The sequence below is a fragment of the Azonexus caeni genome (genome assembly GCF_048146105.1).
In the GTDB taxonomy this organism is placed as follows: Bacteria; Pseudomonadota; Gammaproteobacteria; order Burkholderiales; family Rhodocyclaceae; genus Azonexus; species Azonexus aromaticus_B.
The window spans coordinates 103,821-119,675 of the sequence record NZ_JBKJAD010000011.1 but is presented as its reverse complement, the minus strand read 5'-3'; the positions used below and the strand labels follow the sequence as shown (position 1 = coordinate 119,675).

Annotated in this window: 11 protein-coding genes; 4 read left to right on the top strand and 7 right to left on the bottom strand. The window is 65.7% G+C overall.

Annotated elements, in window-relative coordinates; genetic code table 11:
• Window positions 1-197: 197 nt before the first annotated feature.
• Window positions 198-485: a DUF2502 domain-containing protein gene (locus ACLIIZ_RS12290; RefSeq protein WP_416692457.1), complete on the top strand. Its 288-nt coding sequence runs from the start codon at window positions 198-200 to the stop codon at window positions 483-485.
• 53 nt (window positions 486-538) lie between these two features.
• Here the strand turns inward: ACLIIZ_RS12290 and clpB are convergent, their stop codons facing one another.
• Window positions 539-3,121 carry an ATP-dependent chaperone ClpB gene (gene clpB / locus ACLIIZ_RS12285; RefSeq protein ID WP_416692455.1) on the bottom strand — a complete coding sequence of 861 codons (2,583 nt, stop codon included), beginning with the start codon at window positions 3,119-3,121 and terminating at the stop codon, window positions 539-541.
• A gap of 155 nt (window positions 3,122-3,276) precedes the next feature.
• Here clpB and ACLIIZ_RS12280 point away from each other — a divergent pair, with 155 nt between their 5' ends.
• On the top strand, window positions 3,277-4,902 hold the full coding sequence (locus ACLIIZ_RS12280; protein ID WP_416692453.1) for a methyl-accepting chemotaxis protein: 1,626 nt from the start codon (window positions 3,277-3,279) through the stop codon (window positions 4,900-4,902).
• Between the two features lie 6 nt (window positions 4,903-4,908).
• Here ACLIIZ_RS12280 and ACLIIZ_RS12275 read toward each other — a convergent pair whose 3' ends face one another.
• Window positions 4,909-5,862: a LysR family transcriptional regulator gene (locus ACLIIZ_RS12275; RefSeq protein ID WP_416692451.1), complete on the bottom strand. Its 954-nt coding sequence runs from the start codon at window positions 5,860-5,862 to the stop codon at window positions 4,909-4,911.
• Window positions 5,863-5,946: 84 nt separating this feature from the next.
• Here ACLIIZ_RS12275 and ACLIIZ_RS12270 point away from each other — a divergent pair, with 84 nt between their 5' ends.
• Window positions 5,947-7,389, top strand: a complete 1,443-nt coding sequence (locus ACLIIZ_RS12270; protein WP_416692449.1) for an MFS transporter — start codon at window positions 5,947-5,949, stop codon at window positions 7,387-7,389.
• Here the strand turns inward: ACLIIZ_RS12270 and moaE are convergent.
• Together moaE and ACLIIZ_RS12260 are read right to left on the bottom strand one after the other, a co-directional pair.
• Window positions 7,386-7,841, bottom strand: a complete 456-nt coding sequence (gene moaE / locus ACLIIZ_RS12265; RefSeq protein ID WP_416692447.1) for a molybdopterin synthase catalytic subunit MoaE — start codon at window positions 7,839-7,841, stop codon at window positions 7,386-7,388. The genes ACLIIZ_RS12270 and moaE overlap by 4 nt on opposite strands.
• A gap of 1 nt (window position 7,842) precedes the next feature.
• Complete coding sequence (locus tag ACLIIZ_RS12260) at window positions 7,843-9,417, bottom strand: peptide chain release factor 3 (protein WP_416692445.1); 1,575 nt, start codon at window positions 9,415-9,417, stop codon at window positions 7,843-7,845.
• A 123-nt stretch (window positions 9,418-9,540) separates the two neighbouring features.
• Between ACLIIZ_RS12260 and ACLIIZ_RS12255 the strand changes: the two genes are divergently transcribed.
• Complete coding sequence (locus ACLIIZ_RS12255) at window positions 9,541-11,877, top strand: ATP-binding protein (RefSeq protein ID WP_416692443.1); 2,337 nt, start codon at window positions 9,541-9,543, stop codon at window positions 11,875-11,877.
• Here the strand turns inward: ACLIIZ_RS12255 and ACLIIZ_RS12250 are convergent.
• Genes ACLIIZ_RS12250 through ACLIIZ_RS12240 form a run of 3 tightly spaced genes read right to left on the bottom strand, consistent with a single transcriptional unit; the run spans window position 11,868 to window position 15,843 of the window.
• Window positions 11,868-12,332 (bottom strand): DUF411 domain-containing protein, encoded by a 465-nt coding sequence (locus ACLIIZ_RS12250; protein ID WP_416692441.1) that lies wholly within the window; start codon window positions 12,330-12,332, stop codon window positions 11,868-11,870. The genes ACLIIZ_RS12255 and ACLIIZ_RS12250 overlap by 10 nt on opposite strands.
• A gap of 10 nt (window positions 12,333-12,342) precedes the next feature.
• Window positions 12,343-12,714, bottom strand: coding sequence for a hypothetical protein (locus ACLIIZ_RS12245; RefSeq protein ID WP_416692440.1), 372 nt, complete (start codon window positions 12,712-12,714; stop codon window positions 12,343-12,345).
• A 24-nt stretch (window positions 12,715-12,738) separates the two neighbouring features.
• Window positions 12,739-15,843, bottom strand: coding sequence for an efflux RND transporter permease subunit (locus ACLIIZ_RS12240; protein WP_416692438.1), 3,105 nt, complete (start codon window positions 15,841-15,843; stop codon window positions 12,739-12,741).
• Window positions 15,844-15,855: the final 12 nt, after the last annotated feature.

Below are 15,855 nucleotides of genomic sequence, written 5' to 3'. Positions count from 1 at the left end.
TCGCCGCATATTCCAGTTCAGAAAAGCTCGCTTGCTTTGTCATCTCGCCTACCCGCTGTCACGCTTTCAGCATTTTCTCATCCCAACGCTATCGTCGTTCCGAAAATCGGAATAAATCAGCGTCTCCTTAACTTTTCAACGCCTCGGGCGTTATAGTCTCCAGCAATGCACTTCCTGCATTTCCGGAGAAAAAATTGATGAAGAAAACCCTGCTTCTGGCCCTGTTCGCCGCCACCCCGCTGTTCGGCAACGCCAGCGACATCCGGGTCGATATCGGCGACGTCCGCGTCCAGGCCGGCGGCGTCACCGTCACCTTTGGCTCGCGCGACAAACGCGGTTACTACTGGGACGGCTACGAATGGCGCGAGCCCCGCTACTGGAAACGCCACCATGGCCCGCGTGGCGAAAGACACTATACCGGCCATCGCCACCATCGCGGCCCGGATTTCTGTCCGCCGGGACACGGCAGGAAGGGGCATTGCTGAAGCGGCTTCTGCCATTGCGGGACGGGCGGGCCTGAGGGCCCGCCCGTTTGCGTTTACGCCCGGGTCAAACGCATCACGCCATTCTCGCAAGCAACCCGGATCGTATCCTTGGCGGCGAACTGCCCTTCGAGGATGGCCTTGGCCAGCGGATTTTCCAGCTGCTGCTGGATCGCCCGCTTCAGCGGCCGGGCGCCGAACACCGGGTCGAAGCCGGCCTTGGCCAGTTCGGCCAGCGCGCTGTCCTCGACGACGATGCCCATCTCCAGCTGCGCCAGGCGTTTTTCCAGGTAGCCGAGCTGGATCTTCGCGATGCCGGCGATGTGCTTTTCGTCAAGGGCGTGGAAGACCACCACCTCGTCGATGCGGTTGATGAATTCCGGGCGGAAATAGGTCTTCACCTCACCCATCACCGCCAGCTTGATCAACTGGTAGTCGTCGCCCTGCATCTGCTGGATCATCTGGCTACCGAGGTTCGAGGTCATGACGATCACCGTGTTCTTGAAATCGACGGTGCGTCCCTGGCCATCAGTCATGCGGCCGTCGTCGAGCACCTGCAGGAGGACGTTGAAGACGTCGGGGTGGGCCTTTTCCACCTCGTCGAGCAGGATCACGCTGTACGGCTTGCGGCGCACCGCCTCGGTCAGGTAGCCGCCTTCCTCGTAGCCGACGTAGCCCGGCGGCGCGCCGATCAGGCGGGCAACCGAGTGCTTCTCCATGAACTCGCTCATGTCGATGCGGATCAGGTGGTCCTCCGCGTCGAACATGAACTCGGCCAGCGCCTTGCACAGCTCGGTCTTGCCGACGCCGGTCGGGCCGAGGAAGAGGAAGGAGCCGTAAGGCTTGTTCGGGTCGGCGAGGCCGGCACGCGAACGGCGGATCGCATCGGCGACCAGGCGCACGGCCTCGTCCTGGCCGACCACACGGTTGTGCAGCTTCTCTTCCATCTTGAGCAGCTTGTCGCGCTCGCCCTGCATCATCTTGCTCACCGGGATGCCGGTGGCGCGGCTGACCACCTCGGCGATTTCCTCGGCGCCGACCTGGGTGCGCAGCAGCTTGTTCTGCTTCGGCTCGCTTTCGCCGGCCTTTTCCGCCGCCTTCAACTGCGCTTCGAGTTGCGGCAGCTTGCCGTATTGCAGTTCGGCCACCTGCTCCAGCTTGCCTTCACGTTGCAGGCGGACGATGTCGGCCTTCAGATGGTCGATTTCCTCCTTGATCTGCGCGCTACCGAGCACGGCCGACTTTTCCGCCTTCCAGATTTCTTCCAGGTCGGAATACTCCTTGGTCAGCTTGGCGATTTCGTCCTCGATCAGCGCGAAACGCTTCTTCGAGGCTTCGTCCTTCTCCTTCTTCACCGCCTCGCGCTCGATCTTCAACTGGATGATGCGGCGGTCGAGCTTGTCCATCGACTCCGGCTTGGAGTCGATTTCCATCTTGATCCGCGCGGCGGCCTCGTCGATCAGGTCGATCGCCTTGTCCGGCAGGAAGCGGTCGGTGATGTAGCGATGGCTCAGTTCGGCGGCCGCGACGATGGCCGGGTCGGTGATGTCCACGCCGTGGTGCAGCTCGTACTTCTCCTGCAGGCCGCGCAGGATGGCGATGGTCGATTCGACGCTCGGCTCGTCGACCAGCACCTTCTGGAAGCGGCGCTCGAGCGCGGCGTCCTTCTCGATGTACTTGCGGTATTCGTCCAGCGTCGTCGCGCCGATGCAGTGCAGCTCACCGCGCGCCAGTGCGGGCTTGAGCATGTTGCCGGCGTCGATCGCGCCCTCGGCCTTGCCGGCGCCGACCATGGTGTGGATTTCGTCGATGAACAGGATGATGCGGCCTTCGTCCTGGGCCACTTCCTTCAACACCGCCTTCAGGCGCTCCTCGAACTCGCCGCGATACTTGGCACCGGCGAGCAGGCCGGCCATGTCGAGGACCAGCACCTTCTTGCCCTTGAGCGTCTCCGGTACTTCCTCGTTGACGATGCGCTGGGCCAGGCCTTCGACGATCGCCGTCTTGCCGACGCCAGGCTCGCCGATCAGCACCGGGTTGTTCTTGGTGCGCCGCTGCAGGATCTGGATGGCGCGGCGGATTTCGTCGTCGCGGCCGATCACCGGGTCGAGCTTGCCCTGGGCGGCGCGCTCGGTGAGGTCGATGCAGAATTTCTTCAGCGATTCGCGCTGGCCCTCGGCCTCCTGCGTATCGACATTCTGGCCGCCGCGCACGGCCATGATCGCCGCTTCCAGCGCCTTCTTCTGCAGGCCGTGCTGTTTGGCAAGGCGACCGGCCTCGCCCTTGTCATCGCAAAGGGCGAGCAGGAACATCTCGCTGGCGATGAACTGGTCGCCACGCTTCTGCGCCTGCTTGTCGGTGAGATTCAACAGGTTGCCCAGGTCGCGGCCGACCTGGACGTCGCCGCCGTGGCCTTCGACCTTGGGCAGGCGGGTCAGCGCCCCTTCGATGTCGCGCTTCAGGGCCGGCACATTGACGCCGGCACGCGCCAGCAGCGAGACGGTGCCGCCATCGTCCTGACCGAGCAGCGCCAGCAGCAAGTGCTGCGGCTCGATGAACTGCTGGTCGTTGCCGTTGGCCAGGCTCTGGGCGTCGGCCAGTGCCTGCTGGAACATGGTGGTGAATTTATCAAATCGCATGCTGTGCTCCCGCGGTAATTTCTCGATAGCCCACAGATGTGTCCGCCCCGCCAGTTTTCAAGTCCCGTTTGGCACTTTACGCAATAACCCCTATTGCCTCATGGACTAGCGGGTGTTAGTTTCCCCTTTGCAGAGCAATTCCCAAAGAGGAAAAAATGGCAAAATCGATGACACTGCGCGGCAAGCTGACCGCGATGACACTAGCAACCATCGGCGCCCTGATCGTCCTGTTCGCCGTCCTGCTGGTCAGCGGCAAACAGCGGATGCTCGAGGACCGTCAGGCCAAGGTGCGCAACCTGGTCGAGGCAACCCACGCGCTGGTCGCCCACTTCCATGCCGAGGCCCAGGCCGGACGCATCACCGATGACGAGGCGAGGAAGGCAGCCGCCGATGCCGTGCGGGCAATACGCTACGATCAGGTCGAGTATTTCTGGATCAACGACCTCAATGACCAGATGGTGATGCACCCGATCAAGCCCGAGCTGGACGGCAAGAAGCTCGACCAGCTCAAGGACAAGAACGGCAAGCTGCTGTTCCTCGAATTCAACACCGTGGTCCGCAACCAGGGTGCCGGCTTCGTCGATTACCTGTGGCCCAAGCCCGGCCACGAGGACGGCGTACCGAAGATTTCCTACGTCATGGGCTTCAAGCCGTGGGGTTGGGTAATCGGTTCCGGCATCTACATCGACGACGTCGACGCCAAGTTCCGCCAGGACGCCGCCACGCTGCTCCTGTGGGGTCTGGCCATCGGCGGCTTCATCGCCGTCTCGCTGATGCTGGTCTCGCGCAGCATCATCCACACGCTGGGCGGCGACCCCTCTGCAGCGTCCGCGATTACCCGGCGCATCGCCGCCGGCGATCTCTCATCGCCGGTCGACTGCCCGCCCGGCGAAAACCTGCTCTCCGACATCCGCGCCATGCAGGACACGCTGCGGGCGATGATCTCGACCATCGTCAGCAACGCCGAACACCTGGCCAGCGCCGCCGACCAGTTGCTCAGCTCTTCCGACGAGGTCGCCGACCGCGCTCGCCAGCAAAGCGATGCCGCTTCGTCGATGGCCGCCTCGGTCGAGCAGATGGCGGTGAGCATCGATCAGGTCAAGGAAAACGCCACCGAAGCGCACGGCATCTCGCGCGAGGCCGGCAACATCTCGGAAGAAGGCGCCGCGGTGATTCATAACGCGGCCAGCGAAATGCGCAAGATTTCCGAGGCGGTGCAAGCCTCGTCGCAGATTGTCGAAGACCTCGGCCGCAGCTCCGATCAGATCACGTCCATCGTCAACACCATCCGCGAGATTGCCGACCAGACCAACCTGCTCGCCTTGAACGCTGCCATCGAAGCAGCCCGCGCCGGCGAACAGGGGCGCGGCTTCGCTGTCGTCGCCGACGAAGTGCGCAAGCTGGCTGAACGGACCAGCCATTCGACCACCGAGATCGCGGCCATGGTCGGCAAAATCCAGAATGGCACCCGCAGCGCAGTCAGCAGCATGCAGTCGGGCGTTGCTCAGGTCAGCCAGGGGGTGCAACTGGCCAATCAGGCCGGCGACTCGATCGAGCGCATCCGCGACGGCGCGCAGCGCGTCACCTTCGTGGTCAACGGCATTTCCGACTCGATTTCGGAGCAGAGCCAGGCCAGCAACGACATCGCGCAGAAGCTCGAAACCATCGCCCAGATGTCCGAGGAAAGCGCCATTGCCGTGCGCCAGACGGCCGACGCCGCGCGCCGCCTGCACAAGCTGTCGGGCGAACTGCACCAGGCGGTCGCCCAGTTCAGGACCTGAGGCGATTTACCGCGAATTGCCGGCCGCCGCCTCACCAAACAGGGTGGCGGCGGCCTGCGCCACCTGATCGGCGACAAAGCCGGTCAGCGGATCGCCCCGCTCGCGCCGGTGGGTGACGCGCGAGATCGGCAATTCCAGCCCGGCCACCGCCAGTGGCTCGATCGCCAGATCGGCATGCGCCGCGAACAGGCGCGCCACCAGGTCGGGCACCACCGCCAGCAGCGGACTCTGCTTGACCACGAAGGGGATCGCCAGCGGCGACGCCGCCTGCGCCACGACGTGGCGCTGCAGGCCGGCATCGGCCAGCAGGCGGTCGGTCAGCCCCGGCGCATCCCCGGTATAGCTGGTATGGATGTGCGGATGGCGGACCAGGTCGGCGAGGCCGATCGGCGACGGCATGTCGAGCAGGGCCGGGTTGAAGACGCAGCAAAAGCCGGCGCGAAACAGCAACTGCACCTCATGCACCTCGCGCACCTCGGGAAAATGGCCGAGCGCGAGATTGATGTTGCCGGCGTCGAGATGTTCGAGCTGGCGTGAGGCGGGAATCGGCCGCACCGACAGGCTCAGGCCCGGCGCCCGGGCCCGGATGCGGGCGACCAGGCCGGGCAGCAGCAAGGCTTCAAGCGGATCGGTGAGGGCCAGGCGGAAGTCGCCGGTGACCTGAGCCGGATCGAATTCCGCCGCGCTGCGGGTCACCGCCTGCGCTTCGGCGAGCAGGCGGCGGATGCGCGGCGCCAGGGCCAGGGCGCGGGCGGTCGGCTGCATGCCGGCGCCTTCGCGGTAGAGGATGTCGTCCTGGAACAGTTCGCGCAGACGGGCCAGGGCATGACTCATCGCCGGCTGGCCGATGCACAAACGGTCGGCGGCCCGGCTGACACCGCCCTCGCGCAGCAAGGCGTCGAAGGCAACCAGCAGGTTGAGGTCGAGACGGCGGAAGGCCGGGTAATCAATATCGTCCATATCGATAGTCTAGATCACATCAATCGATTTCGTGCATTCAACCAGGGCTTTTAAACTGTCCGGCTTTTCCTCCGCCCGATACCGATGTCCGCCACCCCTACGCCGCAGGTCAGCGGCCTGCTGCGCTGCATTGCCGCGATCACCTGCATCGAGTTCTTCGAAACCGGACTGGTCATGTTCGGCGCCACCCACATCATGGCCGGCCTTGGCCTGAGCCCCGAACAATTCGCGCTCGCCTACACGCTGTACGGCGTCAGCTCGATCTACATGCTCTACAAGCACCAATGGATGGTCGAACGCCTCGGCTATCGCCGTTTCGTGCTCGCTTCGCTAGGCGTTTTCGCGCTCGGCGGCATCCTCGCCGCGACCGCCGGCGGTTTCGGCCAGTTTGCCTGCGGCCGGCTGCTGCAGGGCGCCAGCGGCGCCACCTTCTTCACCGCCGGGCGGCTGGCAATCAACCGCCTGCCGGCGACAGCGCGCTTCCCCGGTCTGCTCGCCTTCATCGGCAGCCTGCTCGGCGCTTCCGCCGTCGCGCCAGTGGCCGCTGCCGTGTTGCTTGCCGCCTTCGACTGGCGGGCGCTGTTCTGGGCCGCACTGCCGCTCTGCCTGCTGATCGCCCGGATCGCCGGGCCCCAGCTCGACCAAAGTACCGTTCCCCCCGAACAACGCAGCGAGGAACACTGGGGCTGGCTGCTCTGGCTGGTGATCGGCATTTTCGGCCTGCAATACGCAATCCAGGAAATCCCGGCGGCCGGCGCCGGGGCACATCGCCTGGTCTTCATCGTCGGCCTCGCCTCGATCGCCGCGCTGACCGTCTTCGCCTGGCGGCAGTGGCGCAAGGAGAAGCCGCTGATCGATTACCGCGGCCTGCTGCAATGGCGCTACCTGCTGGGAATCGCCCTGTATTTCTCGGGTTATTTCATGCTCGGCGCCTTCGGCTTCCTGCTGCCGATCTTCTTTCACAATGGCCTCGGCCTGTCGCTGGCCAGCACCGCGGTGATCCTGGGCTTAAGCGCTGGCGGCGGCCTCGTCGCCGCTTTCGTCCATGCCTGGGCGGCGCGCCGGGTGGCCGGCCAGCGCCGCTTCATGCTCGCCGGCCTCGGCCTCTATGCCCTCGCCTGCCTCGCCTTCAGCCAGGCCGGACGCCTCGCCGACTGGCCGCTCCTGCTACTGCCGGCGCTGATCTGCGGCGTCGCCGTACCCTTCTATATCGGCCCGGTCGCTTTCGGCACCTTCAGCGAACTGCCGGCGCACGTTTTCTCGCATGCCTACCAGGTCAAGAACATCGTCCGCCAGCTCGGCATTTCCAGCAGCATCGCGCTAAGCACGGTAAGTCTCCAGCATTTCTACGCCGCTCAGCCGCAGGGCGCCCGGACCGACTGGGCGCTGGCGCTACATGGACTGAGCGGTCAGGCGGGCGGCCTGCAGGCGCCGCTGACGCTGGCGGCAGCCGATGTATTTTTCTGGCTGGCCATCGCCGTCCTGCCGGTGGCCGCGCTGGTCCGGCTGCAGCGAACCTTCCGTTAAGGCTGCTGCCAGCGCGCCGCCGCGCTGTCGTCGGTCTCCCGGGCATCGACCCAGCGCCCGCCATCCGGCGTCGCTTCCTTCTTCCAGAACGGCGCTTTGGTCTTCAGGTAGTCCATGATGAATTCGCAGGCGGCGAAGGCTTCGCCGCGATGCGCGCTGGTCACGGCGACGAGCACGATCTGGTCGCAGGGGGCGAGCGGGCCGACGCGGTGGATGACCAGCGCCTCGTAGATGTCCCAGCGCGCCTTTGCCTCGGCGACGATCTGTGCGAGCGCCTTCTCGGTCATCCCCGGGTAATGCTCCAGGGTCATCCCGGCAACGCTGGCGCCGTCGTTGATGTCGCGCACCAGGCCAAGGAAGGAAGCGAGCGCGCCGACCCGGGCATCGCCCGCGCGCAGCGCCGCCAGTTCGGCGCCGACGTCGAAATCCCCGGTCTGGACGCGGACCGTCATGTCAGGCCACCTCGCGCGCTTCGTCGAAGCGCAGCTTCGGGTATTTTTCCTTGACCATGTTCAGATACACGTTGTTCGGCGCCAGGTAGACCGGATCGTCGGCGCCGTCGAGGGCGACGTTGGCGCTGTAGCGCTCGGACAACTGCTTGAGTTCGCCGGGGTCGCCGTGAATCCAGCGCGCCGTCGAACAGTTGTAGCTTTCGAAGATGACCTGCACGCCGTACTCGTTTTCCAGCCGGCTGGCGACGACGTCGAACTGCAGCGTGCCGACCGCGCCGAGGATCAGGTCGGTGCCCGACAGCGGACGGAACAGCTGGGTCGCGCCCTCTTCCGCCAGTTGCTGCAGGCCCTTCTGTAACTGCTTGATCTTCAATGGATTTGCAATGCGCGCCAAACGGAAATGTTCAGGCGCGAACGACGGGATGCCGGTGAAGCGCAGTTCCTCGCCCTCGGTGAAGGTCTCGCCGAGGCGGATCGAGCCGTGATTGGGAATACCGATGATGTCGCCCGACCAGGCTTCGTCGGCGGTCGACCGGTCGCGCGCCATGAAGGTGATCGCGTTGTTGATCGACAGGGTCTTGCCGGTGGCCACCTGCTTGACCTTCATGCCGCGGTCGAAGCGGCCGGAGCAGACGCGCAGGAAGGCAATCCGGTCGCGGTGCTTGGGGTCCATGTTGGCCTGGATCTTGAACACGAAGCCGGAGAACTTGGGCTCGAAGGCGTCCACCGTCCGCGTCACCGCCGGCCGCGCCTTGGGCGCCGGCGAGAGGTCGACGACGGCGTCGAGCAGGCTCTGCACGCCGAAGTTATTGACCGCCGAGCCGAAGAACACCGGGCACTGCTGGCCCGACAGATAGGCCTCGGCGTCGAAGGGATGCGACGCGCCGCGCACCAGTTCGATGTCGCTGCGCAACTCGTCGGCCTGGCTGCCGATCAGTTCGTCGAGGCGCGGGTTGTCGAGGCCCGGGATCATTTCGGCCGTGCCCTTCTCGGCCTGCGGATCGAAGAAGGCGATGGTGTCGTCGTAGAGGTGATAGACGCCGCGGAAACGCTTGCCCATGCCGATCGGCCAGGTCATCGGCGCGCACTGGATGCCGAGCACCGACTCGATTTCGTCGAGCAGGTCGATCGGCTCCTTGCCTTCGCGGTCGAGCTTGTTGATGAAGGTCAGGATCGGCGTGTCGCGCATGCGGCAGACGTTCAGGAGCTTGATCGTCTGCGCTTCGACGCCGTTGACCGAGTCGATGACCATGACCGCCGAGTCGACGGCGGTCAGCGTGCGGTAGGTATCTTCCGAGAAGTCCTCGTGGCCCGGCGTGTCGAGCAGGTTGACCATGCATTCCCGGTAGGGGAACTGCATCACCGACGAGGTCACCGAGATGCCGCGCTGCTTTTCCAGTTCCATCCAGTCCGAGGTCGCGTGGCGCGAGGCCTTGCGCGCCCGCACTTCGCCAGCCACCTGGATGGCGCCGCCGAACCACAGCAGCTTTTCGGTCAGCGTGGTCTTGCCCGCGTCAGGGTGGGAAATGATCGCAAAAGTGCGACGGCGGGAGATTTCTTGTTCGAGCTGGCTCACGGCGTTTCGGAAAGGCGCAAAACGGCGGATTATACCCCTTGTCCCCGGCGTCACCCGGTGCGCAAAACACCGATGACGCGCCACAAAGCCCGGTATAAGATGGCCTTGAGGAGGAGAATGGCCATGTCCCAACCCCAGCCTGCCACCTGCCGTATCCGTCTGCGTATCGGCTCGGCGCCGCAACTGCTCGCGGTTGAGGCCTGCGAAGACCTGCTCGGGGTCTGCGAGGCAGAACTGCTGGCTGGTCGTTTCGCTGCCGGGGCCATCGTCCATTTCGACGACGGCGACATCGTCAGCCGCCTGTTCGCCGCCGACACGCTCCTTCCCTACCGCTTCAACATCCGCCTGCGCCACGCCGATGGCCGCATCCGTTGCTGCCACGGCGAGTGCATTGCTCCCGAGGCTGGCGATCCGAACCTGCGCGAAATCCGCCTCGACGACGCCAAGGCCCTCGCTGCGCCGATCGATGTCGCCAGCCTGATGGTGAACTTCCGGGCAATGATGGACAACACCGACGACTTCATTTACTTCAAGGATCGCCACCACGTCTTCACCGGCGCCAGCCAGACGCTGACCAAGATCACCGACCCCAGGCGGCACTGGACCGAGCTGCTCGGCCTCACCGACTACGACGTTTTTCCCGAGAGCTACGCCGACCACTACTACCGGCTGGAGAAACAGGTCTTCGCTGGCGAAGCGATCGCCTGCGAAATCCAGGAGTTCCGCCGCCCGGATGGCGGCACCGGCTGGGTGGACAATCGCAAGTATCCGATCCACGACGCGGCCGGCCAGATCATCGGCCTGTTCGGCGTTGCTCGCGACATCTCGGACAAGGTCGAAGCCGAGCGCACGCTACGCCTCGAACGCGAAACCCTGCAGCTGATCCTCGACAACGCACCGATCGGCATCTGGCTGCAGGACGAAAAAGGGCATCTGGTCTTCGTCAACAAGTGCTTCTGCGACTCGACCGGGATCAGCGAGGAACGCTTCCTGGCCGCCGCCCATTACCGCGAACTGTTGCCGGCGCCCTACTGCCAGCAATGCCTCGATTCCGATGCCGCCGCCCTGCGCAACGAGGGGATCGTCGTTTCGCACGAGCAGCAGTTGTTCGTCGACGGGCAGGTGCACGAACTGCAGGTGATCAAGGCGGTCAAGCGCAATGGCCGGGGCGAGCCGATCGCCCTGGTCGGTCTCAGCCTCGACATCACCGAGGAGCTGAAGCAGGCGGAGGAACTGCAACGCTATTCGCAGGAACTCGAATCGCTGGTTGCCGCCCGTACCGCCGAGCTGACCCAGGCCAAGGAAGCGGCGGAGGCAGCCAGCATCGCCAAGAGCGCCTTCCTCGCCAACATGTCGCACGAGATCCGGACGCCGCTCAACGCCATCACCGGCCTCGCCCACCTGATCCGCCAGAACGGCCTCGAGCCGCGCCAGATGGACCGCCTCGGCAAGCTCGAAGCGGCCAGCCAGCACCTGCTGGAAATCCTCAACGCGGTACTCGACCTGTCGAAGATCGAAGCCGGGCGCTTTGAACTGGAGCGCCTGCCGGTGCAGCCGGAAAGCCTGCTCGGCAACGTCGCCTCGCTGTTGCACGAACGGGCACGCAGCAAGGGGCTGGCCATCCAGTGCGACATCGGCCCGCTCTGCCGCCACCTGCTCGGCGACCCGACCCGCCTGCAGCAGGCGCTGCTCAACCTGGCGACCAACGCGATCAAGTTCACCGAACACGGCGGCATCACGCTGCGCGTCAGCCAGGTTGAGGAAAATTCCGTCAGCGCGCTGCTGCGCTTCGCGGTCGAGGACAGCGGCATCGGCATCGACCAGGCCGTCCTCCCCCGCCTGTTCGCCCCCTTTGAACAGGCCGACAACTCGATGACCCGACGCTACGGCGGCACCGGATTGGGGCTCGCCATCACCCGCCGCATCGCCGAACTGATGGGCGGCGAAGCCGGCGCCAGCAGCACCCCGGACGTCGGCAGCACCTTCTGGTTCACCGCCCGCCTGAGCAAGGGCAACCCGAACCTGCAGCGCAACCTGCCGTCAGCCGACGCCACGGCCGAGGCCAAGCTGAGGAACGAGCACGCCGGAACGCCGCTGCTGCTGGTCGAAGACGAACCGATCAACCAGGAAATCACCCTCGCCATGCTCGAAGACGTCGGCCTTTGCGTCGACCTCGCCAACGACGGTAAGGAGGCCCTCGAACTCGCAAGCAGCGGCAACTACCGGCTGATCCTGATGGACATGCAGATGCCGCGCATGGACGGCCTCGAAGCCACCCGCCGGATTCGCGGGCTGCCCGGGCACGCGCGGACGCCAATCCTGGCGATGACCGCCAACGCCTTCGCCGAGGATAGACAGCGCTGCGAGGCGGCGGGCATGAACGATTTCATCGCCAAGCCCTTCGTCCCCGAGCACCTGTTCGCCATGCTGCTGAAGTGGCTGAGCGCCGCTCAGCGGTAACTGGCGAACACGCTGGCCAGACCATCGCCCTGTACCAGCAGGACGTCGTAAGGATCGCGCCGGCCGTTGTAGACCGGCCCGTCCATGCCCGGCGAGCCGACCGGCATGCCGGGTACGGCGAGACCGATGGCCTTCGGTTTGTCGGTCAGCAAGCGACGGATATCGGCGGCCGGCACATGACCTTCGAGCAGGTAGCCGGCAACCTTCGCCGTATGGCAGGAAGCGTAGCGTTCCGGCATGCCGAGCTGGCGCCGGGCACCGTCGAGGTCGCCGACCTCATGCACGCTGACGGCGAAACCCGAGCTTTCGAGGTGCGCCACCCAATCCTTGCAGCAACCGCAGTACGGGCTTTTCCAGACCTCGACCTTGACCTTGGCCGGGGCCGCCAGCGCCAGCCCGGGCAGGCCGAGGGCGAGCGAGGCGAGCAGCAGACGACGGCGTTCGATATTGATCATGACGTACTCCTTACTTGACGACGGCACGCGCGGTCAGCGGACTCTGGCCCGGCCAGACGACGTTGAGCAACAACTTGTCGCCGGCGGCGAGCGTGCCCTTCCCTTGCAGCAGATCGACGCCGGACGACTTCAGCTCGATCTCGCGCTTGGCGCTACCGGACAACACGGTCAGCTTGCCGGTCGCGCCGGCCGTCGAAAGTGCTTCACCGTGGTTGCTGGCATACACGGTCAGCACACCGTCCCGGGCAACGATTTCGAACTGGGCGTGGCCGGCCTCGGCGACGACGCCGCCGTGCATGGGCTGGCCATGCATTTCGTGGGCAAGCAGCGGACCGGCGGCGAACAGGGCGGACAGGCAGAGAACGGATAACAGTCGATTCATGGTGATACTCCTTGCGATGAAAAATCAGAGGGCTTCGTTGAAATCCTCGCGTTGCAGACGCTCGGCCGCTTGACGACCGAACAGCCAGAACAGCGCGGGGGTGATGAAGGTGTCGAGCAGCGTCGCGCCGACCAGGCCGGAAAAGATCACGACGGCGACCGGATGCAGGATTTCCGTGCCCGGCTGCTCGGCTTCGAAGAGCAGCGGCGCCAGCGCGAAGGCGGCGACCAGCGCGGTCATCAGCACCGGCGTCAGGCGTTCGAGCGAACCGCGGATGATCATCGCGGTATCGAACTTTTCGCCTTCGAAGCGCATCAGGTTGAGCCAGTGGCTGACCTTGAGGATGCCGTTGCGGGTGGCGATGCCGGCCAGCGTGATGAAGCCGATCAGCGCCGCGATCGACAGCGGCTGCCCGGACAGCCACAGCCCGAAGACCGCGCCGACCAGCGCCAGCGGCACGTTGGCCATGATCAGCGCGGCGAGCAGCGCCGAACGGTAACGGCCGTAGAGGACCATGAAGATGAGGATCGCCGAGCCGATGGCGAGCACCGAAATCAATCGCGCCGCTTCCTCCTGGGCCTGGAACTGGCCGCCGAGGGTGATGAAGTAGCCTTCCGGCAGCGGCTGTTCGGCCACCGCCGCGCGCAGGTCGGCGACGACTTCCGAGAGCGCCCTGCCCTGCGCGTTGAGCGAGAGGACGATGCGCCGCCGGCCGTCATCGCGGACGATCTGGTTCGGCCCGTCGCCGTCCTCGATGCGCGCCAGTTGCGCCAGCGCCACCGGCCCGGCCGGCGTCTCGATCAACAACCCGCGCAGACCGTCGATGCCGCGCGCGCCTTCCGGCAGCCGGACAAGCAGATCGAAGCGACGGTTGCCGTCGACGATCTGGGCGATCTTCTCGCCATCGACCAGCATCTGCAGGTTGCGCAGCAACTGGCCGGACGACAGCCCGTAACGCGCGGCGGCGGCGAAATCGACCTGCACCTTGATCTGCGGCGCCAGCACCTGCTTTTCGATCTCCAGATCGGCAACGCCGGGAATCTGCTGCAGGCGCTGCTGTAGCGCCGCTGCCTGGGCGCGCAGGACGTCGAGATCGTCGCCGAAGACCTTGATCGCCACCTGGGCGCGCACCCCGGACAGCATGTGGTCGATGCGGTGCGAGATCGGCTGGCCGAGGTTGAGGCTGCCCGGCAGGTCCTTCAGGCGTTGGCGGATGTCGGCGTAGAGCGCTTCCTTGTTGCGCCCGCCGGGCTTGAGGCGGATTTCCAGTTCCGAGACGTGAACGCCCTCGGCATGCTCGTCGAGTTCGGCCCGCCCGGAGCGGCGACCGATGTGCTCGACCTCCGGCACACCGAGCAGCAGGCGCTCGGCCTGGCTGGCGACGCGTACCGATTCGGCCAAGGTGATGCCCGGATTCAGGCGCAGCGTCACCGTCATCGACCCTTCGTTGAACGGCGGCAGGAAGGTGGTCGGGAAGAAGGGCACGGCAGCGGCGGCGAGCAGCACGGCAGCAGCGGCCAGGGCGACCGGCCGCTGCGGCGCCCGCAGGACGACTTCAAGCGCCCGCCGGTAGTGGCGCTTCAGCCATTCGACCAACCGCGTGTCGCCGTGCCGGGTGGCCGCCAGTTTCGGCAGCAGATACCACGAGAGCACCGGCGTCACCGTCACCGAGACCAGCAAGGAAGCCAGGATGGCGACGATGTAGGCGATGCCGAGCGGCACGAACAGCCGCCCCTCGATCCCCGGCAGCGCGAATAGCGGCACAAAGACCAGGGCGATGATCAGCGTCGCATAGACGATCGCCGAGCGCACTTCGAGCGAGGCGGCGACGACCAGTTCGGTCAGCTTGAACGGCGTGCCGCGCGCCGCCGCACCGCGCAGGCGGCGCAGGATGTTCTCGACATCGACGACGGCGTCGTCCACCAGTTCGCCGATGGCGATCGCCAGCCCGCCCAACGTCATCGTGTTGATCGACAGGCCGAGCCACTTGAAGACCAGCACCGCGATCAGGATGGAAAGCGGGATCGCGGTCAGGGAGATCAGCATCGTGCGCAGGTTGCCGAGGAAGAAGAACAGCACCGCAGCAACCAGGCAAGCGGCGAGCAGCAGCTTGGCCTGCAGGTTGTCGATCGACGCCTGGATGAAATCGGCCTGGCGGAAGATCACCTGCGGCGCCAGCACGCCGGCCGGCAGGCTTTTCTCCATGTCGGCCAGGGCGCTTTCCAGGCGCCGGGTGAGGTCGACGGTATCGGCCGTGGGCTGCTTCTGGATGCTCAGGATGACCGCTGCCCCGCCGTTGAAACCGGCGTCGCCGCGCTTGATGGCGGCGGCGAAATTGACCTCGGCGACCTGGCGGAGCAGTATCGCCTGCCCGTTGCGCGCGCTCAGGGCCAGGTTGCGCAAATCTTCCAGGCTGGCACTGCGGCCGATGTGGCGGATCAGGTACTCGCGCCCGTTCACCTCAAGAAAACCACCCGAGGTATTGGCCGAATAGCCGGCCAGCGCGCTCTCCAGCCCATCCAGCGAAATACCCAGCGCGGCCATCCGCTGGGTGTCCGGCTGGACCTGGAACTGGCGTACCTCGCCGCCGATCGGGATGACCTGGGCGACGCCGGCCACCGCCATCAGGCGCGGCCGGAGCACCCAGTCGGCGTACTCGCGCGCTGCCATGGCGTCGCCCCGCGATGCATCGAGCGGGATCGCCAGCATCATCACCTCGCCCATGATCGACGACACCGGCCCCATGTGCGGTACGACGCCGGGCGGCAGCGTGCCCTGCAGCGCGGTCAGCCGCTCGGCCACCATCTGGCGGGCGCGATAGAGATCGACGCCCCAGTCGAACGAGAGATAGACGATGGACAGGCCCGGGCTCGATACCGAACGCACGCCGGCCACGCCGGGCAGGCCGTTGAGCGCCGTCTCGAGCGGGAAGCTGACCAGTTGTTCGACTTCCTCGGCGGCCATGCCGCCGGATTCGGTCATCAGCGTCACGGTCGGCTTGTTGAGGTCGGGAAAGACGTCGACCGGCAGGCGCTGCGCCTCGAAGGCGCCGTAGAGCATCAGCAGCACGGCGGTGACCAGCACCGGCAGGCGGCTGCCCAGACTTCGCTTCAATAACCACTGGAACATGGTGTGGCCTCG